This window comes from Chloroflexota bacterium (assembly GCA_016197225.1).
GTDB lineage: Bacteria > Chloroflexota > Anaerolineae > Anaerolineales > VGOW01 > VGOW01.
Genome location: JACPWC010000009.1, coordinates 1 through 26,445, shown reverse-complemented (window position 1 = coordinate 26,445; position 26,445 = coordinate 1). Strand labels below are relative to the sequence as shown.

General features: G+C 59.8%; 23 protein-coding genes and 1 other RNA gene. 9 read left to right on the top strand and 15 right to left on the bottom strand.

Annotated features, from left to right (window positions below; all coding sequences use genetic code 11):
• Window positions 1-12: 12 nt before the first annotated feature.
• The 4 genes from HYZ49_01580 to HYZ49_01565 all read right to left on the bottom strand — a co-directional run bounded on the left by HYZ49_01580 (window position 13) and on the right by HYZ49_01565 (window position 4,980).
• Window positions 13-1,923, bottom strand: coding sequence for an alpha/beta fold hydrolase (locus HYZ49_01580; protein ID MBI3240968.1), 1,911 nt, complete (start codon window positions 1,921-1,923; stop codon window positions 13-15).
• A gap of 117 nt (window positions 1,924-2,040) precedes the next feature.
• Window positions 2,041-3,345 carry an acetyl-CoA hydrolase/transferase family protein gene (locus HYZ49_01575; protein MBI3240967.1) on the bottom strand — a complete coding sequence of 435 codons (1,305 nt, stop codon included), beginning with the start codon at window positions 3,343-3,345 and terminating at the stop codon, window positions 2,041-2,043.
• Entirely contained in the window at window positions 3,342-4,427 is a 1,086-nt protein-coding gene (ald, locus tag HYZ49_01570; GenBank protein ID MBI3240966.1) for an alanine dehydrogenase, read from the bottom strand. The genes HYZ49_01575 and ald overlap by 4 nt, the downstream gene beginning before the upstream one ends.
• A 121-nt stretch (window positions 4,428-4,548) precedes the next feature.
• Complete coding sequence (locus HYZ49_01565) at window positions 4,549-4,980, bottom strand: Rrf2 family transcriptional regulator (GenBank protein ID MBI3240965.1); 432 nt, start codon at window positions 4,978-4,980, stop codon at window positions 4,549-4,551.
• 294 nt (window positions 4,981-5,274) lie between these two features.
• Between HYZ49_01565 and HYZ49_01560 the strand changes: the two genes are divergently transcribed.
• From HYZ49_01560 to HYZ49_01545, 4 genes are all read left to right on the top strand, one after another.
• Entirely contained in the window at window positions 5,275-5,769 is a 495-nt protein-coding gene (locus HYZ49_01560; protein ID MBI3240964.1) for a hypothetical protein, read from the top strand.
• A gap of 82 nt (window positions 5,770-5,851) precedes the next feature.
• Window positions 5,852-6,223: a zinc ribbon domain-containing protein gene (locus tag HYZ49_01555; GenBank protein MBI3240963.1), complete on the top strand. Its 372-nt coding sequence runs from the start codon at window positions 5,852-5,854 to the stop codon at window positions 6,221-6,223.
• 85 nt (window positions 6,224-6,308) lie between these two features.
• Window positions 6,309-6,989 carry a response regulator transcription factor gene (locus HYZ49_01550; protein MBI3240962.1) on the top strand — a complete coding sequence of 227 codons (681 nt, stop codon included), beginning with the start codon at window positions 6,309-6,311 and terminating at the stop codon, window positions 6,987-6,989.
• Window positions 6,990-7,046: 57 nt separating this feature from the next.
• The gene (locus tag HYZ49_01545) at window positions 7,047-8,417 is read left to right on the top strand and encodes a HAMP domain-containing protein (protein ID MBI3240961.1); all 1,371 of its coding nucleotides are present in this window, start codon (window positions 7,047-7,049) and stop codon (window positions 8,415-8,417) included.
• A 4-nt stretch (window positions 8,418-8,421) separates the two neighbouring features.
• Here the strand turns inward: HYZ49_01545 and HYZ49_01540 are convergent, their stop codons facing one another.
• Both HYZ49_01540 and HYZ49_01535 read right to left on the bottom strand, forming a co-directional pair.
• Window positions 8,422-9,558, bottom strand: a complete 1,137-nt coding sequence (locus HYZ49_01540) for a M20/M25/M40 family metallo-hydrolase (protein ID MBI3240960.1) — start codon at window positions 9,556-9,558, stop codon at window positions 8,422-8,424.
• On the bottom strand, window positions 9,555-10,568 hold the full coding sequence (locus HYZ49_01535; GenBank protein MBI3240959.1) for a carbohydrate kinase family protein: 1,014 nt from the start codon (window positions 10,566-10,568) through the stop codon (window positions 9,555-9,557). Before HYZ49_01535 ends, HYZ49_01540 begins: the two co-directional genes overlap by 4 nt.
• A gap of 267 nt (window positions 10,569-10,835) precedes the next feature.
• On the opposite strand from HYZ49_01535, the gene HYZ49_01530 reads away from it, so the two are divergent.
• Window positions 10,836-11,513: a response regulator transcription factor gene (locus tag HYZ49_01530; protein ID MBI3240958.1), complete on the top strand. Its 678-nt coding sequence runs from the start codon at window positions 10,836-10,838 to the stop codon at window positions 11,511-11,513.
• A 61-nt stretch (window positions 11,514-11,574) separates the two neighbouring features.
• Here the strand turns inward: HYZ49_01530 and HYZ49_01525 are convergent, their stop codons facing one another.
• The 5 genes from HYZ49_01525 to HYZ49_01505 all read right to left on the bottom strand — a co-directional run bounded on the left by HYZ49_01525 (window position 11,575) and on the right by HYZ49_01505 (window position 18,093).
• Window positions 11,575-11,913, bottom strand: a complete 339-nt coding sequence (locus tag HYZ49_01525) for a hypothetical protein (protein MBI3240957.1) — start codon at window positions 11,911-11,913, stop codon at window positions 11,575-11,577.
• A complete protein-coding gene (locus tag HYZ49_01520) occupies window positions 11,910-12,971 on the bottom strand; it encodes a DNA translocase FtsK (protein ID MBI3240956.1) in 1,062 nt (353 codons plus the stop codon). The genes HYZ49_01525 and HYZ49_01520 overlap by 4 nt, the downstream gene beginning before the upstream one ends.
• Before the next feature lie 214 nt (window positions 12,972-13,185).
• Window positions 13,186-13,452 (bottom strand): 30S ribosomal protein S20, encoded by a 267-nt coding sequence (rpsT, locus tag HYZ49_01515; GenBank protein MBI3240955.1) that lies wholly within the window; start codon window positions 13,450-13,452, stop codon window positions 13,186-13,188.
• A gap of 96 nt (window positions 13,453-13,548) precedes the next feature.
• Entirely contained in the window at window positions 13,549-16,617 is a 3,069-nt protein-coding gene (locus HYZ49_01510) for a hypothetical protein (protein ID MBI3240954.1), read from the bottom strand.
• A gap of 51 nt (window positions 16,618-16,668) precedes the next feature.
• On the bottom strand, window positions 16,669-18,093 hold the full coding sequence (locus HYZ49_01505; protein MBI3240953.1) for a hypothetical protein: 1,425 nt from the start codon (window positions 18,091-18,093) through the stop codon (window positions 16,669-16,671).
• Window positions 18,094-18,149: 56 nt separating this feature from the next.
• Between HYZ49_01505 and rnpB the strand changes: the two genes are divergently transcribed.
• Both rnpB and HYZ49_01495 read left to right on the top strand, forming a co-directional pair.
• Window positions 18,150-18,583, top strand: an RNA gene (rnpB, locus tag HYZ49_01500) — RNase P RNA component class A.
• Window positions 18,584-18,693: 110 nt separating this feature from the next.
• Window positions 18,694-19,260, top strand: coding sequence for a histidine phosphatase family protein (locus HYZ49_01495; GenBank protein MBI3240952.1), 567 nt, complete (start codon window positions 18,694-18,696; stop codon window positions 19,258-19,260).
• A gap of 3 nt (window positions 19,261-19,263) precedes the next feature.
• Here the strand turns inward: HYZ49_01495 and HYZ49_01490 are convergent, their stop codons facing one another.
• Window positions 19,264-19,911, bottom strand: coding sequence for a hypothetical protein (locus tag HYZ49_01490; protein MBI3240951.1), 648 nt, complete (start codon window positions 19,909-19,911; stop codon window positions 19,264-19,266).
• A gap of 3 nt (window positions 19,912-19,914) precedes the next feature.
• Window positions 19,915-21,195, bottom strand: coding sequence for a UDP-N-acetylglucosamine 1-carboxyvinyltransferase (gene murA, locus HYZ49_01485; GenBank protein MBI3240950.1), 1,281 nt, complete (start codon window positions 21,193-21,195; stop codon window positions 19,915-19,917).
• Between the two features lie 110 nt (window positions 21,196-21,305).
• Here murA and HYZ49_01480 point away from each other — a divergent pair, with 110 nt between their 5' ends.
• Window positions 21,306-22,319 carry a hypothetical protein gene (locus tag HYZ49_01480; protein MBI3240949.1) on the top strand — a complete coding sequence of 338 codons (1,014 nt, stop codon included), beginning with the start codon at window positions 21,306-21,308 and terminating at the stop codon, window positions 22,317-22,319.
• Between the two features lie 80 nt (window positions 22,320-22,399).
• Window positions 22,400-25,753, top strand: coding sequence for a DNA topoisomerase (ATP-hydrolyzing) subunit B (gene gyrB / locus HYZ49_01475; GenBank protein ID MBI3240948.1), 3,354 nt, complete (start codon window positions 22,400-22,402; stop codon window positions 25,751-25,753).
• 46 nt (window positions 25,754-25,799) lie between these two features.
• Here gyrB and HYZ49_01470 read toward each other — a convergent pair whose 3' ends face one another.
• Window positions 25,800-26,231: a DPP IV N-terminal domain-containing protein gene (locus HYZ49_01470; protein ID MBI3240947.1), complete on the bottom strand. Its 432-nt coding sequence runs from the start codon at window positions 26,229-26,231 to the stop codon at window positions 25,800-25,802.
• An 81-nt stretch (window positions 26,232-26,312) separates the two neighbouring features.
• Window positions 26,313-26,445 (bottom strand): IS5/IS1182 family transposase (locus HYZ49_01465; protein MBI3240946.1); only part of this gene is annotated, 133 nt, incomplete at its 5' end.

Genomic DNA, 26,445 nt, shown 5'->3' with positions numbered 1-26,445 from the left:
GCGCCTGTGGCCTTATTTTGTCGTCACCTTCGTCTTGTCGCCGTCGCGCACGTATTTATACGCTACGCCTCGGACGATTACTTCCAGAACGAAGCGGTCTTTATTCGGGTTGAAACTGCCCCCACCCGTCATCGTCCAGCCGCGCGAGAAGGCGCAGTTGCTGAACGTGAATTTGTAATTGTTCCCGTCCGGTTCAAACGACATCGTGCCGTCGCCGAAGGGGCAGCCGACGTTTGTTTGAGTCGCACCGTCCCAGTAATAGTATTCCGGCAGGTAGTTGATCTCACTCTCGGCGGACTCGAATGCTTCGAGCGGTGAGGCGAAGGCGGCGGCGCTCACCGGGGCAAACGCCACATAGTCGTCGGCCACCACTCCCTCGCACTCGGTTTTACGTTGAGCCGGAACTTTACCCTTCACCAGAAACGCAGTGACGAGATCATCCGGGCAGGCATTACCCCGACCGAAGATCACGTGCGGGCCGCCTTGTTGGGTGATGAGGTAACCGTTCGCCAAATGTTGATGGACGCTGATCCCGTTGCCCACCGGGGTGGCCGGGTCGGCGGTAGCCCCCAGCACCAGGGTGGGGATGCCGTCGGCGATCAAGGGCGCAGGCCGCGTCTCATTCTGAGTGGCATCCGGCCAGTAAGTGCAGGGCAAGTCGCCGTAGAAGATTGAGGCGAGTCGAGGGATGTTGAAGTCAATAGCGTCGCCGGCGCGGACGTATTTTTCAGCGCGTTGATCGGGCGAGCCGGTGAAGTAAGAATAATCCTGACACTCCACACCGTAGTACATGCCGTCCGAAAAAGTTGGATCGGGAACGGCGTCGAGCGTTTGCGGGTCGAGGCCGAGCGAGAGGTAGAGCAAACGCGCAAGAGGGACGATATCGCCGCGCGTGGTGGCGGCCAGGGCGCGCTGGAACAACATGCGGTCGCCTTCGCTATAAAGCTGACCGGCGGCAGTGGTTTCCAAATCACCGAAACTGAAGGTGCGTTTGGCGTAGCCGCCGTTGGGCAGGGGGAAGCGGAACGTGCGGGGTGAGCGTTTGAGACGCTTGGCCAATTGGTCGTAGGCGGCCAACGCATCCCCGCCAGAGTCGGCGGCGCAGGCCGGATCGTCATTACAGGCCTGCTGAGTCAGCACCAGCACATCGTTGAAAGCCTGCGCTTGCTGAGTGAGGAATTCGACGCCGGTCAGAGTGAGATCAACCGTGCCATCCAGCATCAACCCGGCCAGATGCTCGGGGTGGGCGGCGGCGTAGGTTTGCGCGTATTGCGTGCCATAGCTCTCGCCGTATAGCCAGAATTTCTGGTCACCCAATAATTGGCGGAACGTTTCCAAATCTTCCACGGCTTGCGCCGTGCCGAGATAGGGCAGGGTGCTCGGCGTGCCCATTTCGCTTACGCAGTCATTGGCAAGAGTCTGCGCAGCAGCTTTGAGGGCGGCCTCCTGTTGAGGCGTCTCGGCCCGGCTGTCGGTTTGGTAAAACGCAGCGGCGGCATCCGGGCAGGTCAGCTCGCCCGAGGCCGCAACGCCCCGCTGATCGAAGAAGACGATGTCGAAACGTTTGGGGATGCTGGGATCGAAGGCGGCAGTGTAGGAGTCGGCGGCGGACAGACCCGAAGTGCCCGGCCCGCCGGTGGCCGTGACGAACATGCCTTTGCGCTTGCCGGTGGCAGGCAGGACGGCAAAGACCACATCTGTCGTGCGCGGGTCAGCAGGATTGAAATGATCGAGCGGCACGGTGAGGGTGACACAGGTGAAATCGCTATTCGGGCAAGGTTGCCCGCCGAGCCGCGCCAGGATTTGGGCGGTGGTTTCGCGTTGAGAGCCTGCTTCAATTGGAGTTTGGACAGGCGCGGCGGCGAGTGTTGTGACGAGGAGAATCAGGCTGAGGGTGAAGTGGACGGGTTTTGAGTGACGCATGGCGACCTCCCGCCGCTGATTATAGTGGAGAAGAGTAAAAGATCTCCGTGTTCTCTGTGCGCTCTGTGGTAAGACGGGCTTTACCCCACTTAATCCCAAAGAACTAGGAATGCAGACCTACAAATATTTCAGTTCTTTTGCCATTTGCGTTAACTCATCTCGAAACTCCGGCGCGGCAATGGCAATAAGCGCCTCGGCCCGCCCGGCGATGGTTTTGCCGTAGAGGTCGGCCACGCCGTGCTCGGTGACGACGTAATGAACGTGGTTGCGTGAGGTGGTGACGCCTGCCCCTTGTTTGAGCATGGCGACAATCTTGCTCAGGCCGGAGCCGTCCTTCTTGGTCAACTTGGCGGGCAGGGCGATGATGGGGATGCCGCCTTTGGAACGCGACGCGCCGTAAATAAAATCCACCTGGCCGCCCACGCCGCTGTAGAAACGCGGGCCGATGCTGTCGGCGCATACCTGGCCGGTCAGGTCTACCTCGATAGCCGAGTTGATGGCAACCATGTTGGCGTTCTGGGCGATGATGAACGGGTCGTTGACGTAGTCGCTGGGGTGCAGTTCGACGATGGGGTTGTCGTTGACGAAGTCGTACAGCCCTTGCGTGCCCAGCAGAAACCCGGCCACCATCTTGCCGGGGTGCAGAGTCTTTTTCTCGCCGTTGATCACGCCCCGGTTTACCAGATCAATCACCCCGTCCGAAAACAGTTCGGTGTGGATGCCAAGGTCTTTGCGATCCACCAGCCGCTTGAGCACAGCATCGGGGATAGCGCCGATGCCGGTTTGCAGAGTTGCGCCGTCGGGGATCAGGCTGGCGGCGTAATCGGCGATGCGCTCGGTGACTTCGTCGCTGGAGGCCATGTGCACTTCGGGCAGGGCGTAGTCTACCGGCACGATGACGTTGAGCTTGGAGATGTGGATGAACGAGTCACCGAGCGTGCGCGGCATGCGCGGGTTGATCTCGGCGATGACGAGTTTGGCCGATTGCGCCGCCGGTTTGGTGACGCCGACTTCGACGCCGAAGGAGCAGAAGCCGTGATCGTCGGGCGGTGAGACCTGGATCAAGGCCACGTCCAGCGGGAGGCGGCCAGACCGGAAGAGGTCGGGGATTTCGGAGAGGAAGCAGGGGGAGAAGTCGGCCCGGCCATCGTTCACGGCGGCGCGCACATTCTCGCTGATGAAGAGGGTGTTGACGCGCAGGTGGCCGTCCATCTCTGGGGCAACATAGTCCGCCGAGCCGATAGTGAGCACTTGCGCGATTTCGACGTTCGTTAACTGCGGGGCGCGGGCGGTGAGGGCCTCCAGCACTTTTTGCGGAACCGAGCAGTTGCCAGTGAGAAAGATGCGCATGTTCGAGTGGATGCGCAGGACGGCCTGCTCGGCGGTCTGGAGTCGATCTTTGTAGAGATTCTGCCAGTTCATCGGGCCGCTTCTCCAGCCAGAGTGGGCGCGATGACTTTTCCGGCATGGGTGACGACCCCACGAGCGAGCGCCGTGTTTTGGGAGATGGCGGCATCAACCCCCTTGCCGGCGATCAATTGCAGGAAGGGCCACATGGCGTTGCCCAGGGCGTGGGTGGCCGTTCGGCCTAGCACGCCCGGCATGTTGGGCACGCAGTAATGAATCATGTTTTCGGTGATGAAGGTGGACGCGCGGTGATTGGTAGGGCGGCTGGTTTCCACACACCCGCCCTGATCAATGGCAACGTCAATAATAATCGAACGTGGCTTCATCTCGCGCACCATCTCGCGCGAAACGATGACCGGCGCGCGCGAGCCTGGCACCAGCACCGCGCCCACCAGCACGTCGGCGAAGCGCACAGCCTTGCGAACGTTGAAGGCGTGCGAAACCATAGTGACGATGTGGCTGTCCAGCTCGGAGAGCCGTTCCAGCTTGGCAAGATCGTGATCTAAAACGTAAACAGCGGCTCCCAGCCCGGAGAAGGCGCGGGCGGCGTTGGTGCCCACCACGCCTGCGCCCAAAATAACAACCTGCGCCGGGGGCACGCCGGGCACGCCGCCCAGCAGAATGCCTTTGCCGCCGCGATCGTTGCGTAACAGGGCGGCAGCAATGTTAGCCGCCATGCGCCCGGCAATCTGGCTCATAGGCATGAGCACTGGCAGAGTGCCGTCCTCGGCCTGAATGGTTTCGTAGGCCAGGGCCGTAATCTTCTGGCGGAGCAGGGTTTCGATGTTGTCCGCCGAGGCCGAGGCCAGATGCCAGAAAGCCATCACCGTTTGCCCGGCTCTAAGCCAGACCAGTTCTTCGGCAGTGGGCCGGGCCACCTTCACCACCAGGTCGGCCCGGCCATAAGCTTCTTCGCCGGAATACACAATCTGCGCGCCGGCGCGGGCGAAGTCGTCGTCGCTGAACCCGGCCCCCAGCCCTGCGCCTTTCTCAATATAAAAATGATGCCCGTCGGCGGCCAATAATTCGACTCCGGCGGGCGTGAGGCCGACTCGATTCTCGTCGGGCCGGCGTTCTCGCGGGACACCAATATTCATGGTGAATAGCTCCTGGCTGCGTGGCTTGCAAAAGGCGTGACACGCAAAACGTAAACGCGCCGCGTTTGCGTTTTGCGTGCCGGATTATAAATCAAGCGGAATTGGAAGCTGGCCTGAAGTTTCAGGCAGGCGCGACGGGAACCGCGTTGCTTTTGCCGTTCACAAACTGGCTGAATTTTGTTTTCGCCAACCGCTTCACCAAATCGGCGCGGGCTTCACACCACACGTCGCGCACGACGCACTCTTCGCCCAGCAGGCAAGCCTCAGTATCCGAAGTGCATTCGTTAAGCGCCATTGGCCCGTCAATCGCCTCCACCACTTCCAGCAAGCTAATCTCGTCGGCAGGACGGGCCAGCGCCACGCCACCCCGCGCCCCGCGCGTGGTGTGTAACAGCCCGGCCACCGAAAGCTGGGAGACAATCTTTGCCAGAAAAGTCAAAGGGATGCGTTGCTCTTCTGAAATCTGGCTGGTTGACGCCCGCTGACCCGACTTCAGCCGGGCCAGATGAACCATTGCTCGCACTGCATAATCGGCCTGTCGTGTTATCTGCATAACATCCTCCGTAAATCTGCCCAACGTGGTAGGGCAACTCTTGATTAACTCTACGGTAGTTGGACACATCCGAAAAGTGACTAATATCACTCCGAATTCTGACAGGTGTCCATTACTCAGGGGAATCCGCCGTGTTTAAGAAGGGGACGGCCTCCCAAAACGCCTCAAAAACAGAGGCGGCCACACTCCACCACCTTTTCAGCCCGTTTTCATAACTTCTTCACACCTCTCCACTATTGTCAGGGCCAGGAAAACATGGTCACAGACGTGACTGAAATACGAAATGGAGACTATATGAACAAAAAACTGATCGTCATCACCGGAATTGCCGTGCTGGCTCTGGCGCTCGCCTCATTTGTACTGGCCGGCCCTGCTTACGCCCAAGGCGCAACCCCGCCCACGCCAGGCTACGGCCCTGGCTCTGGTAGCGGCATGATGGGCGGCTACGGTCAACACGGGCGCATGATGTACCAAAGCACGGGTAACGGCCTCATGCATGATGCCATGCTCGACGAACTGGCGAAAGCCCTCGACCTGTCTCGTGAAGAGTTGGACGCCCGCATCGCCACCGGCGAAACCCCGGCCCAGATCGCGCTGGCGCAAGGCCTCAGCCGCGAAGATTTCGTCAAGATCATGGCCGATGCTCGCGCGGTGGCGCTGGCTCAGGCTGTGGCCGACGGCGCTCTCACCCAGGCCCAAGCCGATTGGATGGCGAGCCGCATGAGCCGGATGGCCGGACGCGGTTTCGGCGGCAACTGCCCGATGGCACCGGCGCAAACCAATCCGTAAAGAAGCGCGCGGATGAGTTTTCAAGTGTTGTGGAGCGAGTTGGCAACTCGCTCTGCGACTTATTAACCTGATGGAGGCTAAAATGAGTAAAGGACTTCAATGGATAATCGGGATCAGCGTAGTGCTGATCGTGCTCGCTTTTGTCTTTTCGACTGTGTACCCGTTCTTCGCGCCGCAATCGGCATGGAACGGCTACGGCATGATGGGGCCGGGGCACATGTTTGGAGGTAGAGGCATGATGGGCGGGTTTGGAATGCCGTTCTTTGGCTTCGGCATGTTGGTTGTGCCTTTGTTGTTCGTCGGCCTGGTGGCGCTGGGCGTAGTGTGGCTGGTGAAAAGCGTGGCCGCCTCCAACGCGCCTCAGCCGCCGGGGGTGACAACGGGTTGTGCTCACTGCGGCAAGCCGCTTCAACCGGGCTGGAAGGCCTGCCCGTATTGCGGCGAGAAAGTCTGATCAACTTACCACAGAGACACAGAGAGCGCGGGGAAAACAAAAACAACCTTTGCGTTCTTTGTGTCTTTGCGGTAAAACAGAGGCAATGCCGCACACAATTCTTGTCGTAGACGACGAACCCCAACTGGTCAAAGTCCTGCGCGGCTATCTGGAACAGGCCGGCTTTCGCGTGGTCACGGCGGGTGACGGCCCGATGGCCCTGACTCAATACAAACACGAGAAGCCCGATTTGGTCTTGCTCGATCTTAACTTGCCGGGCATGGACGGCATCGAAGTCGCCCGCCGCCTGCGCGCCGCCGACAACGTGCCGATCATCATGGTCACAGCGCGGGTGGATGAAACCGACCGATTGATCGGCCTTGAGTTAGGCGCAGATGACTACGTGACCAAGCCCTTCAGCGCCCGCGAAGTGGTGGCCCGCGTTCGCGCCGTTCTGCGCCGGGCCGAGGCCGCGCCGGTTTCGCCGGACATCGTCCGCGCCGCCGACATCACCGTTGACCTCACCCGCCACACCGTCACTCGCGGCGGCCAGGCCATCAACCTCACGCCCACCGAATTTGGCCTGTTGGCGGTCATGGCCCGTGAGCCGGGCCGCGCCTTCACCCGCCTGCAACTGCTCGAAGCGGCGCAAGGTGACGCCTTTGAAGGCTACGAACGCACGCTCGACGCGCACATCAAAAACCTGCGCGCCAAACTCGAACGCGACCCAAAGAAACCCGACTACATCCAAACCGTCTTCGGCATCGGCTACAAATTTCGAGATTAGAGATCGAAAGCCACCTCCGACCTCCAATCTCTAATCTCCAATTCTCTAATCTCCACTATGAGTCTCTTCCCCAAGCTCCTTCTCTCCTTCATGGCCGTCGTTCTGGTAGGCGTAGCCGTCGTGTCGTTTCTGGCCAACCAGGTTGCGGCGCGTGAAGTGCGCGGCTTCATGTTTCAGGGCGGCATGACGACCGAGTCTGGCATGGCTCAGGAACTAGCCGGTTACTATCGCGGACGTGGATCGTGGGAGGGCGCGCAAACCTTGATCAGCGCCGATCACATGATGGGCGGCATGATGTCGCAACGGCTGATCATCGCCGACGCGCAGGGTCAAATCGTGGCCGACTCTGACGGGCGCTTCACCGGCCAACGCTTGAGCAACGATGAGCTTGCCTCAGGTCTCCCAATCGAAGTGGACGGCGCTCAGGTGGGAACGTTGCTGGCGGCAGGAAGCGGGCCGGGAATGATGATGGGCGGATTCGGATCGCCGGGGCAGGCCTCAGAAGATGAACTTTTATTCCGGGTCAACCGAGCCATCTTTTTGGCCGCCGCCGTGGCGGGCGGCCTGGCTTTGGTCATTGGCGGACTGCTGGCTTATGGCCTCGTCCGCCCGATCCGCCAACTCACCTCGGCCACCGGCGCTGTGGCGCGCGGCGACCTTTCGCATCGAGTCCCGGTTTCATCAAACGACGAGATCGGCGAACTGGCAACCTCATTCAACGCCATGTCTGCCGATCTCGAAAAGGCCGAAGGCCTGCGCCGGAGTATGATGGCCGACATCGCCCACGAACTTCGCAACCCCATCGCCGTCTTGCAAGCCAACCTTGAAGCAGTGATTGACGGCGTCCTGCCGCCGAGCGCCGAAAACCTGCAACCGCTGCTGGATCAATCACAACTGTTGGCCCGCCTGGTGGACGATTTGCGGACGCTGGCCCTGGCCGAGGCCGGGCAACTCAGCCTCAACCGCGCCCTGACCGATCCGGCTGAGGTCGTTCGTTCGGTCGTCGCTCAGTTCACCCGGCAGGCCGAAGCCAAGACTCTGTCGCTTCAAACAAACATCGCGCCAAACCTGCCTCAACTTGCCCTCGACTCTCAACGCATCGCTCAAGTGCTGGGCAACTTGTTGAGCAACGCCATTCGCCACACGCCAGAAGATGGGCGGATCGAGTGCCGGGTGACGAGTGAGGCTAGACAAGTAACGTTCGCCGTTTCAGACACAGGTTCGGGCATTTCTGCCGAAGCCTTGCCGCACATCTTCGAGCGCTTCTATCGCGCCGACAGCTCGCGCTCGCGCGCCGGCGGCGGCACCGGCCTGGGTCTCTCAATTGCCAAACAGTTGGTGGAATTGCACGGCGGAAAAATCTGGGCCGAGAGCGACGGCGCGCCGGGCAAAGGAACGAGAGTGTCGTTTGCGCTTCCGCTGAACTGACCCTCTACAACTCAAACGCGCCCAACACCAAAAACAGCAACTGCTTCAGCCCGTTCGCCAACATCGCCGGTTCAACGTATTCATCCGGGCGGTGGGCGTTGCCGCCCCGGCTCAGGCCGATGCACACCGCCGGCAGTCCCAGGCTGAGCGGAACGTTGGTGTCGGTGCTTCCCTTTTCAAACGTCGGCTCGGTTTCAACGGCTCGAAGCGCCTTCACGGCCAGTTGCACCAGCGGATGCGAGCGCGGAATAGCGCCGGCCGGACGTTGGCTGGTGATGACCGTCTCTAAAATAAGACCGGGAGCGTTCGCGGCCTGAATCAATTTTTCAACCTGGCTCACCAGCCCGGCCAACATTTTAGGATCTTCCGATCGCAGATCAAGCTCAAGCGAAGCCTGGCGGGCGATGGTGTTGACCGAAGTGCCGCCGCTGATCTGTCCGATGTTGAGCGTGGTCTTGGGTTGGGCCGGCAGCGGAAGATCAGCCAGGCGCGAGGCCAGGCGCACCAGGCCATGCACGGCGCTGGGCCGGCCAAAGTGCGTGTACGAGTGGCCGCCTTCGGCTCTGGCCGTGATTCGAAACCGGTGGACGCCAATCGCTTCGTGATAAATATGGCCGAAGGCCATGCCTTCGATGATGATCGTGGCGGCGACGCTTGGCCCAAAGCGTTCCATCACCCGCCGCATGCCGCGCAAATCGCCCAGCCCCTCTTCGCCCACGTTGGCCGCCAGCCACACATCGGCGGGCGTTTCGACCGCCGCCGCGTTCAATGTTTCGATCAGCCCAAACAGCCCGGCCACGCCCAGCGAGTTGTCGCCCAGGCCCGGCCCGACGATTCGATCCGATTGACGTTGAATCGTGAGATCGGTGTCGGCTGGAAAGACGGTGTCGGTGTGAGCGGTGACGAGGACGGGGTGGCGGCCTCCCCGTCCTGGGCGGCGGGCAAACACATTCCCCAGGTCGTCCACTTCAACATCGCTCAACCCCAGTGCTTTGAATTCGCAAGCGACATACTCAGCGCGTCTGGCTTCGGCAAAAGTGGGCGCCGGAATCTGTTGAATGGCGATGGCGCGGTCGAGAGTCTGCCCCGCGTTAACGGCGGCGAAGGCGCGTTGGAGGGCAGAGTCGGCAAAGTGGCTCATAGCTTGCGAACCGACTCGCGGAGATAGTTGAGTCGCGCTTCGGGCAGGTTGGGGTGGGCGTCGAGGCCGCTGAGCGCGCCTGTGCCTTCAAGGGTGATGGAAGCCGACACGGCCCCGCGCAAGGCGGCTTCCACCGGGTCGCCGGTGTCGGCCAGGCCGACGACGAAGCCGCCACAAAATGCGTCGCCTGCGCCTGTCACATCGCGAATAGTGATTGGGTAAGCCGGGACGTGCCACTTGCTGTTCGTTTCGGGGTGATAGACAAACGCGCCATTTGCGCCGCGCTTGACGACGACGATGCGACAGCCCATCGCGCCGAACTCGGCGGCGGCTTCCCAGTAGTCAATGGCGTCACTGCGATAATAGGCCTGCACTTCCATCTCGCTGGGCAAAAATGCGTCGAGGCCGCGCACCACACCGGCGATTTCATTCCTTTGGCCGGGTTGCATGTAGCGGATTGAAGGATCACAGGTGACGGTTTTGATTCCGGCGGCGCGCATGGCTTCGGGCATGGTGCGGTGCGTGAGGTAGTCACACGGAGCGATGTGCAGGCCGCGCGCCTCGTTGAAGATGGATGGCACGTCGGCGGGACGGGCGGCCAGCACTCCAAACTTCTGTCGTTCTTCCTGGCCCTCGGTTGAGGAGGCGTAGTCTTTAAGTTCAGCCGGCAGTGGCTGGCCGATGCGGGCGAAATGCCCGGCAGGGTCAGTGTCCAGGCGCTCTTCGAGACTCAGGTAGGCATAAAAGGTGCGCGTGTCGTGCCAGCCAGGCACGACTTTGACGGCGCGCGTGTCAAAGCCGCGCTTCTCAAACAGCTTGATCCATTCAATCGGGTAATTCTCGCCGATGCGAGCGATGAGGCCGACCGATTTTCGCCACAGCGCCGCGCCGACGGCGGCGTAAACCGCGTTGCCGCCGATCTCGCGCAGGCGGGCTTCACCGGCAGAGGTGATGAAATAATCTTCGCGCAATCCTCCAACAACAGCGAACTCGGGTGCGGCTTTGACCATGACGGAAGATTTTACCGGAAGGCGGGAGAATCAACAATGAGGCGAGACGATTTGTTGTGATGATTGCCAGGCGCTCTGGCGGCTGATGAAATTTGCTGATGTTGATCGGGTAAGTCGTGAAATGAATAATTCGCCCAAGCACAATCGAACTAAAGTCCACCCTTGCGAGGCGGGGGAGACTTGGTATAATCGTTTTACCTTAAAGGCAGTCACGAAACATTAACAGCGTGTTTCGGTCTGCCTCTTCTTTTCGGAAACGATGGCTCTATGAACAACCCGAAAATATTGCTCGTCGAAAGCGGCAAGGTGAGCGCGCCCTCATTTGCGCCCGCACTTGAGAAACGCGGCTATGCGGTGATGGTTGCCCACACGGCCTCCGACGCGATCGCAAAAGTCAATGGCACAATTCCAGATGTGATTGTGGTGGACGCGGCCTCGCTCAAGATGAGCGGGGCGCGAATGTGCCGCGACTTGCGCAAGGCGCTGGAGTATGCGCGTATTCTGCTGGTGATTGACAAGAAGGTGGCCTTCGACGACAACAGCGGCGCCGACCTGACCTTGCAACATCCGTTCACGCCGCGCAAGCTGTTGAATGGCGTCAATCGTTTACTGCCGGCGGGCGAGGGCATCACTTTGCAAACCGGGCCAATCAAGCTTAATCTGGCGCAACGCAAGGTGAAGTGCGGTTCGCGCGAAGAGCGCCTGACGCCCAAAGAAGCCAAACTGCTGGAAGTGTTGATGAGGCATTCCGGCGAAGTGGTGTCGCGAAAGACGTTGATCAAACAAGTGTGGGAAACCGATTACACCGGCGACACGCGAACGCTTGACGTTCACGTCAGCTGGCTGAGATCGATCATTGAAGCCAACCCGCTCAAACCGCGCTATTTGAAAACGCTGCGCGGCCAGGGCTACCGGCTGGATGTGGGGCCGGCAGAAGAGAAATAGAGTCTTTGCGTGGAGTTGGAGATTGAAAGGGTCATCGGCGGCGCTGGTGGCCCTTTTTGATTCACTCGTCGGCTGGCTCGTCGCCGCCGATGACGACGAACTGGCGACGCGGCGGGCCTGACGTAGGCGGCGGGGCGTTCCACGAACCAGGGGCGGGCGGCAGAGACGGTTGAGGGGCGGCCGCCGGCGGGACGACGACGATTCGCGGCTCGGCAGGCGGCGGCTGAGTCCGCTTCATCGCCCACACAATGATTAAACTGCTGGGCAGGCTGGCGGCCACGCCAATGACGACGCCGAGCAGGATTGACAGGGCTTCACTGCTCAACCGCTGACCGATGATGACGGCCAGGGTGATGACAAATGCCAGCACGGCCACGAATAAAACAAATCGCCAGTTCATACGAAGCTTTGCTCAAAGCGAATCAAGTTGTTGCGGTCGCGGGCCGCGGCGTAAAAATGAGTCAGGTCGGCAGGTGAGACGTAGGCAACTTGAAAACGCATCGTCTGGCCGCAGGCCACGGCAATGAAGTCGCCGCGCCCGGTGAGCTTCTCGGCGCCGCTCCCGGCGATGCCAGTGGCGACGCGGGCGTCTTCGACACTGCCCACGCGGCCTACCAGCCGCACCGGCAGGTTGGCTTTGAGTTGCGGGCCAAGCAAAGTGGACGACGGTTTTTGCGCGCCGAGGATGAGATGGATGCCGGCCTCGCGCCCGCGCTGGGCCAGCCGGGTGAGGGCGGCCTCCACCGGCTTGCCGCCCGTCATCAGCAAATCAATCACTTCATCCACCACGATGACGATGCGGGGCAGGGTGGCGTTGTCGGCGTCCCGACGATCCATTTCGGCGGCGAGGCGGGTGAGGAGGGCCGAGGCGGCCTCAACGTTCGCGGCGGGCGGGGCAATGAGGTGAGGCAATCTCCCCAGCGGCCCAAAGCCGCGCGACTTGGGATCGATCAACACCAGTTGAACTTTGGCCTGCCGGTTGGCGGCAACCAAACTTAGAATCATGGCCCGCATCAACTCGGTTTTGCCCGAGCCGGTTGCGCCCGCCACCAGAATGTGAGTCACGTCGGGCGAAGGTAGGCGGAGCAGGAGCGGTTGGCCGGTGTCGGTCAGGCCGATGCAGGCCGAGACGGGCGGAAGCATGGAAGTGCGAAGCAAGTCTCGCAGCAGCGGCAACAGCCGCACCGCCTCGGCGTCCGGGCGGGGAATCTCGACGGCCAGCATGTCGCCGTCGCGGGCGATGCGGGCCGAGGCCGCGCCCAGCGCCAGCGCGATCTCCTCCGACAGGTTGCGAATTTTGCTGACGCGGGCCGAGGGCGCGGCGCTGAAATGAAATCGAATCCAGCGCGGGGCGATGACGCCGCCATGCACTCGAACCGGAATGCGATGCGAGGCCAGCACCGACTCGATCCGGTCAGATTGAAATTCCATCATTTCGTGAGAGAGCCTGGTTGCCATAGCCGAAATCCGTTGGGTGTGAAATGGATTCCGGGCGCGAGCAGAGCGGACACAAAAAACGGGTCACACGCTCCGGGGCAGTTGATAAGAGCAGGGAAGACGTGAGTAATTTATCATAGAACTTATGTTCTAGTCAATAGCTCAATTTAACGCTAAAAACAAAAAAGCCACCGCCTTTTGCAAGCGATGGCTTTTGGGGCCGAAACGGTTGGAATTACTTCTTTGCTTCGAGGGCCGCCAGCTTCTTCATCAAGCGGCCTTTGCGGCGGGCGGCATTGTTCTTGTGAATAACGCCCTTCGCCGCGGCGCGATCCAGTTCACTCACAGCGGCCATCACGGCCTTCTTGGCCTCGGCAGAGTCGCTCAGGCCCTCGCGAGCGGCGCGCACCGAGGTGCGAACGCGCGACTTGCGAACCTGATTGTGTTTGGCCTTACGAGCATTTGAACGGATGCGTTTTTGAGCGGATGCAGTATTTGCCACGAGAGTTCTCCTTGCTTCTGACACAAAGACACCAAGTGTCCGCTTTGCGAAAACACTTGGTGTCAGAGTTTTCTTGGTGGCGGGATTTTACCCGACTCACGGCGCTTTGTAAACCCCAACCTTGACTCGTTCACCTAAACGGACTCCGGTAACTCGATCGGCCAGGCCGATGAACACGGTGTAATCGCCGGTTTGCAGGGGCGGCAGGGTTCTGCCGTCCAGCAGGTACTCGCCGGGGAGCCAGCCGGTCGTGGGGCGGCTCCAGTTGACGGGCACCGCGTCCGACTGAGCCAGGACGCGCCCCGCCGCATCTTCAAAATGCACAAAAGCAATCAAATCCAAACCGGGCGTGGCCAGGGCATGCCACAGCAAATCAATCGTCGTCGCTTCCGAAGAAGCCCGCAGAGTGTAACCAGCAAACTCAATGACATCCCCAAACTGAATTTTGGCCGGTTGAGCAACTTCCGGCGCAACAAAGGCGCGCTCGGGCGCAGTCAGTTGAATGGCCTGTAAACTGATCGACTCGGCGGTGTCGAGCAGAGACAACGAAAATTGAAACGACCCGGACTCGGCAGAGGCCGGAATGCGGGCCAGCGTCTGAAAGCGCCATACATCGCCGACCTGCCATTGTGAGGTTGGATAAGATGGATCGAGCAGGTTGAACTTGAGGTCAGGCATCGTTTCGTCGGCGCGCAGGAAAAGCGTGATGAGGACGGCCTCGCCCGGTCGCGCCTCACTTCGATCCTGGTTATAACCCAGCAACGTGATCGGGCCGAAATCGTAATCCGCCAGATATTGAATGTTGAGGTCGCTCACTTCGCTGGGCGTCGGCGGGCGCGTGACCTGAACGACGCCCAGCGAAATGATCGGCGAGACGGGGTTGCCGTCAGTATCAATCACGCTGTCGGGCGCAAGAGTCTGGCGATCAAAGATGGTAGCCGTGAGTTGATACTCGCCGGGCGGCGTGCCGGGCAGAACCGTTTCGCGCCGCGCCCACTGCGCGTATTGCCCGACCGGCCAGTATTGCGTGTCTGGCGGCTCGCGGTGCCAGCGCGGCGGCAAGGCATCCTTGCCGCTGTTCCAGATCAGCGAGCCATCGCCAGAGATGAGATCGAAACGCGGGCGAAAGTCGGGCGGCGTTGGAACGCGAGTGGTGAGATAAAGCATTGCGTCGAACTGCGAACCCGAGGCAACCGAAGAAGGAAATTCGGTCGAAAGGACGTTGAGGCCGCCCGCCAGGTTGAGGTTCAAGGGCTGGCCGAGGCTGAGTGTTTGGCCGTCGAAGACCGAACGGCGGAGCGGGTTTGAAGTTCGGTCAATGACGAGCGGGCGGATGATCAGCAAAAGCAAAATCCCAAGCCCCAAAATCCAAACCCCGAAATCGGCAGGGGCGCTGAGGAGCGGAGGAGCAGGAGAGCGTTGAGGAAGTTGCTTCAATGGAATACGCAATACGAAATATGCGATAACAGCCACGATGGCGATGATGGAAATCGTGTCACCCGCCGCGCGAACCGGCGTAGTGCCGAAATGAAAGCGCAAGGTGTGCGTGCCAGCCGGAATAAGCACAGTGATCAGGCCGGTGCCGGGCGTGAGGATGATGTCAGTCTGCTGGCCGTCGAGCGTGGCTCGCCAGCCGGGGAAGTAGAACTGGTTGAACGTCACTTGAGTCAACCTGGCGACAGTGACCGTTGCTTCGTAGTTGAGCGGGTCGGGATCGAGGAGGGTGAGGGTCGAGGCGGCGGGTAGCCCGGTGAGGTATTGCGGCTGTTCACCGCGCATGAGGGCTTCGGCGATTGAGTCGTCGTCGGGCAAGAGTGTGACAGTTCGAGGAAGATATTCGCCTTTGGCGGTCGTGCCAATGGTGAACGTGTCGTATTCGTACTGCAACGTGCTTCCCAGACTGATCTCTTTGAACGGCTCACAATAGCGCGGATACCACCACGAGAGGTGGCCGAGCGCCGCGATGAGGGCGATGGCGGCGGCGGCAGTCCATTGATGCCTGGTGAGCCAGCGGCCGCCGCCGCCGGCGAGCAGGGCGGCGCACAACGCCGCCGGGCCAAGAAAGCGCCAGGGAAACTGAATGAAGGGAACGAGGGGAACATGATCCCAAATTGGTTGTGAGAGGGGCAGGGTGAGGAAGATATAAACAGCGAGACAGAGCAAAGTCCAAACGACAAACGACAAGGCTGTCCTTTGTTGGCGATTGCGCGCTGCTTGCCAGACGACGGCGACGAGGCCAACGAGGGCCAACACAATTGCCACGAGGCCGAGGGCTTTGGCCGGTGAGGGATTGATGAGTAGAGGATCGATGGCTGCAGGCGGGGCAAAGAGTTCGCGCAGGCTGAGGTAGTTGGTGTAGTAGGTGAAAATGGGCGGGACGAGAAGGCGATCCGTTTGCACCAGGTTGATTTCGGCCAGGGCCGGAAGCCAGAAGCGGGCTGAGAGAGCGAGGCCGATGACGACGATGAGGCCGCCCTGAAAAAGTTTGCGCCAGTCGCGATGAAGGAACGCCATCAGGGCCACGTAACCGGTGACGAGCGGGAGGGCGGCGAGCGAGGAGGTGTTGTGGGTGAACATCAATGCGGCGAAGGACAGGCTGGCTAAAAAACCCCAAGTCCCAAACCCCCAATTCCAAACCCCAAACGACGAATGTGAAGCATGCGTCGGTGAGTTGAGGGCGCGATGGAGGGTGAAGAGGATGAGGGGAAGCCAGACGAGGGCCAGGGTTTCGGCCAGCGCGCCGCGAAAGAGGATGTCGAAGGCTAAGTAGGGCGCGGTGAGGTAAAGCACGGCGGCAACCACGCCGCCCGCCTCGCCCCACCACTCGCGGGCAAAAGCGTAGGCGCCTAAACCGGCCCCCCAGATGCACAAGCCAAAGAGGATGTGTAGCGCCGTTGGATAGATGAAGCCGAGACTGTGTATGGCAACTAGGGCAAAGGAACTAAGCGCGCCGTAGTAGTTGTAGAACGGGAAGCCGTAACCGTGCGCCATGTGCGGCGACCAGCGGCTAAAAATGTGCCCGTCGCGGATGAGCTGTTCCAGGTTCACGGCTCTGGCGAGCGCAAATGGGTTGTCGTCGGAACAGGTGAGCTGGCGGACGAAGAGCGGCTGGGCGGTGAAGAGCGCGAACAGCGAGACAACTAAAATTGGAAGGAAGCGGCGCATAAGAGAAGACCGGAGCGGCTTAGCATAAACCCCTCCGATCGGAGGTCGGTTCTAGGGTTTGGGCGCTTTGGCGATCAAGTTGACTTGCAGGGTGGACGGATCGAGGGAGGGATCAATGTAAATGGTGATCTGGGTTTTGACGGTGGCCCCGGCGGCGATGGGGTCGGTGGTGGCGTAACTGTAGCCCACCACCTGACCGGTGGCGTCGGTGACGCTGGCGACGACGTAAGCGTAGTCCACGTTGAAGTTCTGAGTGTTCATCACGTCCACTGTTTCGGTGATGACGCTACCGTCTTCGGTGGCCGAGCCGTTGCGGGTTTCAAGCGGCGCGTAATCCGCCGTCGAAGCGTAAGTCCAGTAAAGATCAACTTGCACGGTGAAGCTGGCGATGTTTTCCTGGAGGGTGGCATTGTAGTTGGTGGCCGAAAAGTAGGTGAAATCGAAGGGCAGGGCCTCGCCAGGGGCGAGCGGCACCGGGATCGAGTTGAAGGCTGCGTCTATGACGTTGCCGGCCTCGTCGTACAACCCGCCGGTGAGTCCGACGTTTAAGGTTTCTTCTCCGTTGTTGACCACTTCGCCCACCAGGTGGCTGTAGCCCAGCGAATCGACGAAGTACAACACGTCGTTGCTGTTATCGCCGTCTTCGTTGGTGTCTTTGAAAACGGCGGCGGTTTTGGGCAGAGGCTCGGTTACGACGGCGTCAGTGTAAACATAGCAGAAGTAGTCGGCGACCGAAGCGCCTTCCACGCCGAGCGGCGAGACGCGATAGGGCGTTCGTTCACCGGGAGCCAAATAACGGGTGACGGCCCCAAAAATGTCGGCCGAGAACAAGGCACGGTTGCTGTCCAAAATCGAGGCGGCCAAACCGTCAATCAGGGCCGGGCTGTTGGTGTTGTTCACCAGTTCGCCGGTGCAGTGAAAGTCGCCGGACTCGTCTATCGTGAATGCCGGGTTTTCGAGATCGAGTGCCGCGCGGACGATTTCCTGAGAGGGGGTAAAGTCGGTGACATCGGCAGTGAAGGAGGCCAGCGGCACGCCGGCATCATAAATGTTGTAAACGAAGGGCGCGGTTTCGCCGGGCGCAATGTTGGTGGTGAGGATGTAGGTCACGTCTGTGCCGAGCGAAGCGCCCGAGGCGTCAAGCCATTCGACGGCCAGGCTGACGTTGGCGGCGGTGGCCTCGGTGTTGTTGAAGACTTCGCCCAGGAGCCGCCAGCCGCCGTCACTGCGTTGGACGACGTTGGTGTTGACCACTTGCAAGTCTCCGGCGACGATGCCGCCGCCGCCGGTGACCGGCTTGGTGGGAATGGGGATGGCCGTCTCGACGGGGGCGGTCGGGGCGGAGGTGGGGGTGGGCGGCTCGCCGGGAGTGGGGGTGGCGATGAGGTTGGTAATGTTCGAGCAAGTGCAGGCCATCACCCCCAGAGCCAGGGCGGCTATGGCGATGTTGAGGCGCGAGCGAAGTTGGCGTGTCATCTCTTCATCTCCTTTGCGGCAATTGTAGCAGAGTCGCGTGTTATGATAGGGACGTTCAAGTGAGCCGGGTGATCGCGGCGCGTCTTCGGGCGCGTCGAGGAAAGTCCGCTCTCCACAGAGCACGGCGCCGGGTAACGCCCGGAGCGGGGCAACCTGCTGGAAGAGGGCCACAGAGAAGCGTAGTGCCTGGATTGCTGATTGATGATTTCTGAATGATGATTGTTCGCCTAAAGCGGCAATCAGAAATCAACAATCAAAAATCAGCAATCCAGGTGAGGGTGAAACGGTGGTGTAAGAGACCACCGGCGCTCGCGGCAACGCGAGCGGCCAGGCAACCCCCGCCGGGAGCAAGATCGAGCAGAGGCGAGCTGTTGCTCGCAGCGTTTGAGCCTCGGGTAGACCGCACGAGCCGGGCAGTAATGTCCGGCCCAGAGAGATGATCGCCGCCTCGCAAGAGGCACAGAAAGCGGCTTACAGGCTCACTTGAACACATCTTGCTAGCCATTCATCCACCTTGACCCCTCTCCAAACTCTGCTAAAGTGCCGCCTGACTTTTGTAGGGCGATTTGCCAAATCGCCCAACTTTACCGGACCGCGTTTTTGACTCTCTCATCTTCCACCCTCTACCTCATCCGCCACGCCACGCCCGACTGGAGCCGGACTGACCTCGTCTATCATCTGCCGCCCGGCCCGCCGCTCACGCCACAGGGCGAAGATGAGGCGACGCAGTTGGGCGCGTTTCTGCGCGATGCAGGTGTGCGGCGCATTCTCGCCAGCCCGCTCGAGCGTTGCCAGCGCACGGCCCAAATCGCCGCAGGTGAGGCCGAGGCCTCATTTCACGAAGACGCTTCACTGGCCGAGTGGCGGCCCGAAGAGAAAGAAATTGACGTGCGTGAAAGATTGTGGCCGACGTGGGAACGGGTTGCCTCGGCCAGTCCTGGAACGGGGCCGGCCGCCTTTGTCACGCACGGCGGCCCGATTGCGGTTCTGCTGAAAGATTTAGGTTTGGATGAGATCGTGCTGGAGCATTACCGGAAACTGTTTGACCGCCACAACCCACTGCCACCGGCGGGCGCGTGGAAGGCGACTCGCCCCTCACCCGGCTCCGCGTGGGAACTGTCTTTAGCCTTCACCCCTGAAGCTTACCGAAAGAGTTTGATGGTGTAGCCGCTAAAATCTGGCCCAGGGATTGATGCCCGACCCGGCGAGTTTTTGGTACAAGGCGAGGACGTAGATGAGATCGAAAATGAAGATGCTAACGTAGAGAAAGTTCAAGAGAGGGGAAGACGGCACAAACGCAAAAAAGAGAACGGACGGCACGAGGGTTCCGGCCATTTTGAAAACGGCGATGTACAACGATTGTCCGCCGACGTTGTTGCGCTGGAAAAGCATTGACACGAACAACACTGACATCATCAGGTTTTGCCCGAAGGCCGCATACTTGCCCTCCCAATCATTAAATTCGCTAGAAATAGCGGCAACCAGGCCAAAGCCGATCACGAGCGTGAGAGCCAGAGCGGGGTAAAACAGGCGCTTCGGCAATCCCCCCTCGAAAACTGCCTTGCCGAAACGAAAAGCCTGGAACAGGATGACGACATCAAACAAAAACCAGACGATGTTGACGTAGAGTTGCGGCGTGGGGTGCGGACGGATAAAAGAAAAGAGAAACTCCCAGGAGATGTTGGCGGCCAGGGCCGGCAGGGGCATGCCAAAGGTTCGATCCTGAAACCCGCGTTTGATGATAAGAATGTAAGCCAGCGTCCACAAGACGCCTGAGATAATTTGAAACGCCCAAATGTTGCTTCGCACAAAATCCATAGATCAGACCGCCTCACGCTGGATGTTCGCCCCCAGCGCCCTCAGCTTCTCGTCAATGCGTTCGTAACCGCGCTCGATCTGGCCGATGTTGCGAATAACGGACGTGCCGTCGGCGCACAGGGCGGCAATGAGCAGGCTCACCCCGGCGCGGATGTCGGGGCTTTCGAGCTTCTCGGCCTGCAGGCGATCCGGCCCCTGCACCAGACAACGATGCGGGTCGCACAGGATGATGCGCGCCCCCATGCCCACCAGCTTGTCAATGAAGTACATCCGGCTCGGATACATCCAGTCGTGAAAGAGCACCGACCCGGCGGCCTGGGTGGCGACGGTGATGGCGATGCTGTTCAAGTCGGTGGGCCAGGCCGGCCAGACGTTGGTTTTGATCTCCGGGATGGCGCCGCCCAGGTCGGGGACGATGGTGAGGGATTGATCGTCGTTGACGATGATGTCGTCGCCCTCGGTCTGCCAGCGCACGCCCAACCGCCGGAACACGAGCGAGATCATGTCAAGATATTGCGGCCCGGCGTTTTCGATCCGCACCGCGCCGCCCGTCACCGCCGCCGCGCCGATGAAGCTCACTACTTCGAGATAGTCGGGGCCGATGGTGAACTCGCCGCCGCGCAGGCTCTCTACGCCCTCAATCGTCAGCGTGTTCGAGCCAATGCCGGAAATGCAAGCGCCCAGCGAATTCAGGAAATGACATAGCTCCTGCACGTGCGGCTCGGAGGCGGCGTTTCGGAGTTGAGTCACGCCCTTCGCCCGCGTGGCGGCCATCACTGCGTTCTCGGTGGCGGTCACACTGCACTCGTCGAGCAGGATGTTTGCGCCACGCAACTGATCAACGTGAAGAGAGAAACGGCCATTGTGGGTAATTTCAGCCCCCATCGCCTCCAGCGCCAGCAGGTGGCTGTCCACCCGCCGCCGCCCGATCACGTCGCCGCCGGGCGGGGGCAGTTCGATGTGGCCCAGGCGGCCCAGCATGGGGCCGGCCAGCAAAATTGAGGCGCGAATGGCTTTGCACAGGGCCGGGTCGAGTTCGGCTTTGCGAACGTCCGCGGCTTCGATCTTCCAGGTATGCGGCGCGAGTTCTTCAACGCTTGCGCCCAGATCGGCGATAAGTTGGCGCATGGTCTGCACGTCGCGGATGTCCGGCACGTTGTGCAGGGTGACGGGCTGATCGGTGAGCAGGCAGGCGGCCAGCAGAGGCAGGGCCGAGTTCTTGTTGCCGGAGGGCCGCACCACGCCATTCAACGGGCGGCCACCTTCGATGATGAATTGTTCCAAGATGTACCTCCAAATTTCGGCGTGATTTTACCTGCAAGCGGAAGCGATGGTCAATCGCCGTTAAACCTACGCCAAACCCGCCAACTTTTATCATGGTAGAATCACCAATCGTGATACCCCAAGCTCGCGCCGTCCTCGACGAGCCAAAACCGCCGGTCGGCATTATCGAATCGCTCACCACCGGCTTCGAGGCCGTCGCTTCCCACTTGAGCCTGCTTCTGCTCCCGATCATTTTGGATCTGTTTCTCTGGCTGGGGCCGCATCTCTCCGTCAACCCCATTGCCCAGAGATCCATTGATTTTCTGAGAAGCATCGAGTTCACCGACCCGGCCAGTTTGCAGGGCCGCCAGATATGGGTGGATATTCTTCAGGAGTTGGGGCGGCGCACGAACATCTTCACCCTGCTCAGCACTGCGCCGCTCGGCGTGCCCAGCCTGATGACGAGCCAACTGCCCATCCTCCTCCCCGGCGGCCAACCCGTCCTCTGGCTGGTGGATAACGAGTTGTTCTTTCTCACCCTGGCCCTGGCCTTCTCAATCACCGGGCTTCTGCTGGGCGCAATTTACTTCAGCACCATCGGGTCGTTGTTGCAGGATGGCGATAGGCCGACGTTGATTCAGACTCTCCGGCGAGTCCTCATCAACTGGGCCAGGCTGGCCGCCTTTTGTGTGGTGGTCGGATTCTCTATGGTCTTCATCAGTTTGCCGGTGTTGGTGTTCATTGGCATTCTGCAGATCATCAGCCCGGCTCTGGCCGGGTTGGGCATTTCGGTCTGGGGGGCGTTGATGTTATGGCTGTTTCTTTACCTGGCTTTCAGCATGCATGGCATGGTGCTGAAAGATCGCGGCGTGTTCGGTTCCATCCTGGACAGCGTCCGCCTGGTGCAGTGGAACATCTGGCCGGTGATGGGCCTGTTCGCCGTCATCGCCGTCCTCAACTGGGGGCTGGGTTACGTGTGGTCATTGCCCGCCCCCGACTCGTGGCTGACGCTGGCCGGGATCGGCGGCCATGCCTTTGTGTCCACCGGGCTGGTGGCGGCCACGTTCGTGTTCTATAAAGATCGCTATCGCTGGTGGACGGAAATGCGGCAATGGCTGGTAGTAAACGCGAAATTGAAAAGATGACGACAGACGATAGACGATAGACGACGGAAAAGTGCTTTCGTCTATCGTCCATCGTCTGTCGTCGGTTTGGAGCGAATTGAATGGCAAACGAGACTGAATATAGCGCAAGTCAGATTCAAGTGCTGGAAGGGTTGGAGGCCGTGCGCCGCCGCCCCGGCATGTACGTCGGCGGCACCGACATCCGCGCCCTGCATCACCTGATCTACGAAGTCGTTGACAACTCCATTGACGAAGCCCTGGCCGGGGCGTGCGATCACATCCGCGTCACCATCCACGCCGACAACGCCGTGAGCGTGGAGGACAACGGGCGCGGCATCCCGGTGGATATTCACCCGACCGAGAAAGTGTCGGCCCTGCAGGTGGTGATGACCAAATTGCACGCCGGCGGCAAGTTTGGCGGCGGCGGCTACAAAGTGTCCGGCGGCCTGCACGGGGTGGGCGTGAGTGCCGTCAACGCCCTGTCCGACGTGTGCGAAGCCTGGGTGAAGCGCGACGGCAAGTTGTGGTATCAGCAGTTCAAGCGCGGCGCGCCGCAAGCGTCGGTCAAGTCCACCGGCAAGGCGGAAGGCACAGGCACAACCATCAAGTTCCTGCGCGACACCAGCATCTTCAAAGACGAGAACGAATATAAATACGAGACGCTGGTTCAGCGCTTCCGCGAGATGGCCTTTGTGACCAAAGGTGTGACGTTGGAATTTTTGGACGAGCGCAGTGAGCGCCAGATGACGTTCCACTTTGAAGGCGGCATCAAGTCGTTCGTCCGCTATCTCAATCGCAACAAAGAGGCCATCCATCCCGTCATTCACGTGGAAAAAGAAGTGGACGGGGTAGGGGTGGAAGTGGCGGTGCAATATACCGACGCTTACGCCGAGTCCGTTTATTCGTTCGCCAACACTATCAACACCGTGGACGGCGGCACCCACCTCACCGGCCTGCGCACGGCCCTCACTCGCACTCTCAACGACTACGCCCGCAAGGCCGGCCTGCTCAAAGAGTCCGATCCCAACTTTACCGGCAACGACACGGCAGAAGGTGTGACCGGCATCGTGAGCGTCAAGCACCGCGAGCCGCAGTTCGAGAGCCAGACCAAAGTGAAGCTGATGAACCCGGAAGTGAGCACGATTGTCCAGCGCGTGCTGGGCGATGCCTTCGGAGCCTTTCTGGAAGAGAATCCGCGCGAGGCCAGGGCCATTGTCGAAAAGTGCCTGACCTCGGCCCGCGCCCGCGACGCGGCCCGCAAGGCGCGCGACCTAGTCATTCGCAAATCGGCGCTCGAAAGCCTGACCCTGCCCGGCAAGCTGGCCGACTGCTCGGAGCGCGACCCGGCCAAGTGTGAGCTTTACATCGTGGAAGGCGACAGCGCCGGCGGGTGTTTGGCGGCAGAGACACGTGTGCCTCTGGCCTCCGGCATTGCCAAAACGATGAAAGAGCTGTCCGAAGATTGGCAACGCGGCGTTCAGCATTTTGGTTATGCCACAAATGCGGAGGGCGATATTCGCATTGTGCCATTGGTTGAGCCGCGCCTGACCAAAAAGCAAACGGCTTTGGTGGAAGTGGTTCTCGACAACGGCGAACGGATCCGATGCACTCCTGACCATCCTTTCCGTTTGCGCGACGGGTCTTACCAAGCGGCCAGCAAACTTCAACCGGACGAAAGCCTGATGCCATTCAAAACTCGCCTGACAAGTGAAGATGAGTTGCCCGGCCCCGGCTATGAGATGGTGTGGATGAACGGGCAGGGTGAGTGGAATCACACCCATCATCTGGCTGATCTGTATAACTTGCTGACCGGCGTTTACACCAGAAAAGCGGGCAACACCCGCCATCACAAAGACTTCAATAAACTCAACAACGATCCGCGCAACATTGAGCGGATGTTCTGGCGGGATCATCAACGCCTGCACGCCGAACTGGCCGGGGAAATGGCAAAGAAACTCTGGCGAGACCCGGCCTACCGCGAACGCAAAATTCGGCAGTTGAGCGAGCAAGCTATTTTGCAGTGGCAAGACCCGGCCTATCGCCAGTATATGAGCGAACGAGTGAAATTGCAGAGGCAAGACGAAGCGCTTAATGCGAAGCTTTTGCAGGGCTTTCAGGAGTGGTTTGCGTCGCTGTCTCCTGAAGACTACGAGGCTTACTGCGCGCGAATGCGGGAAATGCAGGCGGCCTACTGGTCAAGCCCTGAACATCGTCGCGAACAAGCCGGACGCACCGCGCGCTTTTTTGAAGAGCACCCTGAAGCGCGGGAACAGTTGCGGGAGGCGGCGTTGAAGCAATGGGAAAATGCTGAATTGCGCACCTGGCGTGCAGAGAAGACGCGCGAACAATGGAAGGACGAATCTTATCGCCGGCGGCATAGTGAGCAAGTCGGTCAATGGTGGCGAGAACACCCCGAACACCGCAAAAAAATTGTCGCCGCCCGGCAACGCGGCTGGGCCGATATAGAACAACGCGAGCGCATTCTTTCAGCGTTAGCCAATTGGCGGCAAACCACTTCCTCGCAAGATAAAGGCGAGCTTATTCGGGAAGGCCATCGGCTCAAGGCATTGTTGCTTCTCAATCGCGTTTTGGATGCCAACAACGTGCGGGAAGCTTACGAAGCATTGCGTCTTCAATCAGCTCGAACTGCGCCGCGCTACGACCGTCTCGTCAACGATTATTTTGCCGGAGATGAACGACAAATGCTTGAAGTGGCGGCCAACGCCAATTGCAAAGTGGTGACCGTCCGAGTCGTGGCTGAAACCGCTGATGTTTATGATCTAACCGTTGACGGATACCACAACTTCGCTCTGGCCAGCGGTATATTTGTTCACAACAGCGCCAAGCAGGGCCGCGACCGCCACTTCCAGGCCATCCTGCCTCTGCGTGGCAAAATCTTGAACACCGAGCGCACGCGCCTCGACAAGATTCTGGGCAACAACGAAGTGAAGGCTCTCATCTCGGCCCTGGGAACGGGAATCGGCGAAGGCTTTGACCTGACCGGCTTGCGCTATCACCGTATCCTGCTCATGACCGACGCCGACGTGGATGGAAGCCACATCCGCACGCTCCTGCTCACCTTCTTCTTCCGCTACATGATTCCCATCATCGAGAATAGTCATCTCTACATCGCCCAGCCGCCGCTGTACCGCATCGAACACAAGAAGCAGGCGCAGTACGTTTACACCGACGCCGAGAAGGACAAAGCCCTCAAGGCGCTCGGCGCGGGCGCGGACAAGGCCGCCATTCAGCGTTACAAAGGTTTGGGCGAGATGAACCCGGAGCAGTTGTGGGAGACGACGATGGATCCCACCAAGCGCACCATCCTGCAAGTGCACATCGAAGACGCCGCCGCCGCCGACCGCACCTTCGACATGCTGATGGGTAGTGCCGTGCCGCCCCGGCGGAAGTTCATTCAGACGCATGCGAAGGATGTGAGGAATTTGGATATATAGCAGGGTCAGTGGTGATAGGTAAACATTTGCTTCTCACTTGCAAATGTCATGGCGGGGAAATAATGTAAATGTCAGAACCATTCACAAATGCAACATGATGCCCGTCTGGCGACCAGCGCACTGTGTGAATATCAGGTAATGATGCTGTAAGTTGTGTAATGGTTGGCGTGGACATGTTATGAATTGCCCACAGGCTATTGTCCTTTGTTAACATGACTAAAGTGTCATGCTGTGGATTCCAGAAAGCGGTGCGAACAGCAAGATCCAAAGGAGTGATAGGTTCATGAGGAGAAACATCGGTAAACTCGGATAGCCACCATATTTCCCCCTCAACTGTTTGTAGAAACACATTTTGGTCTTCTACAGACCAGAAAACATTAATAGGTTCTATAGGTGTTGGTAAGAGGAACTGTCGGGACTGATAAGTGCTGGTGTTGAATATGACAACTGTGCTCTTGTCTGCTAACAAAAACAACAATCGTTTTTCAGATGGACTCCAACGACTCCAGATTATAGTGGCCCCCTTTGTCAAGACACAAAAAGGGCTTGGGCTAAGTGCCTATCCTAATAACCCAGCGGCCCTGAAAGCGACGAGCGCGCAGGCGAAATGCAGAAAAGCGATGTAATTCTCAGCAGACTTGTCCCAGCGAATCAAAATGCGCCGAAAGCGATTCATCCAACTATGAGTCCGT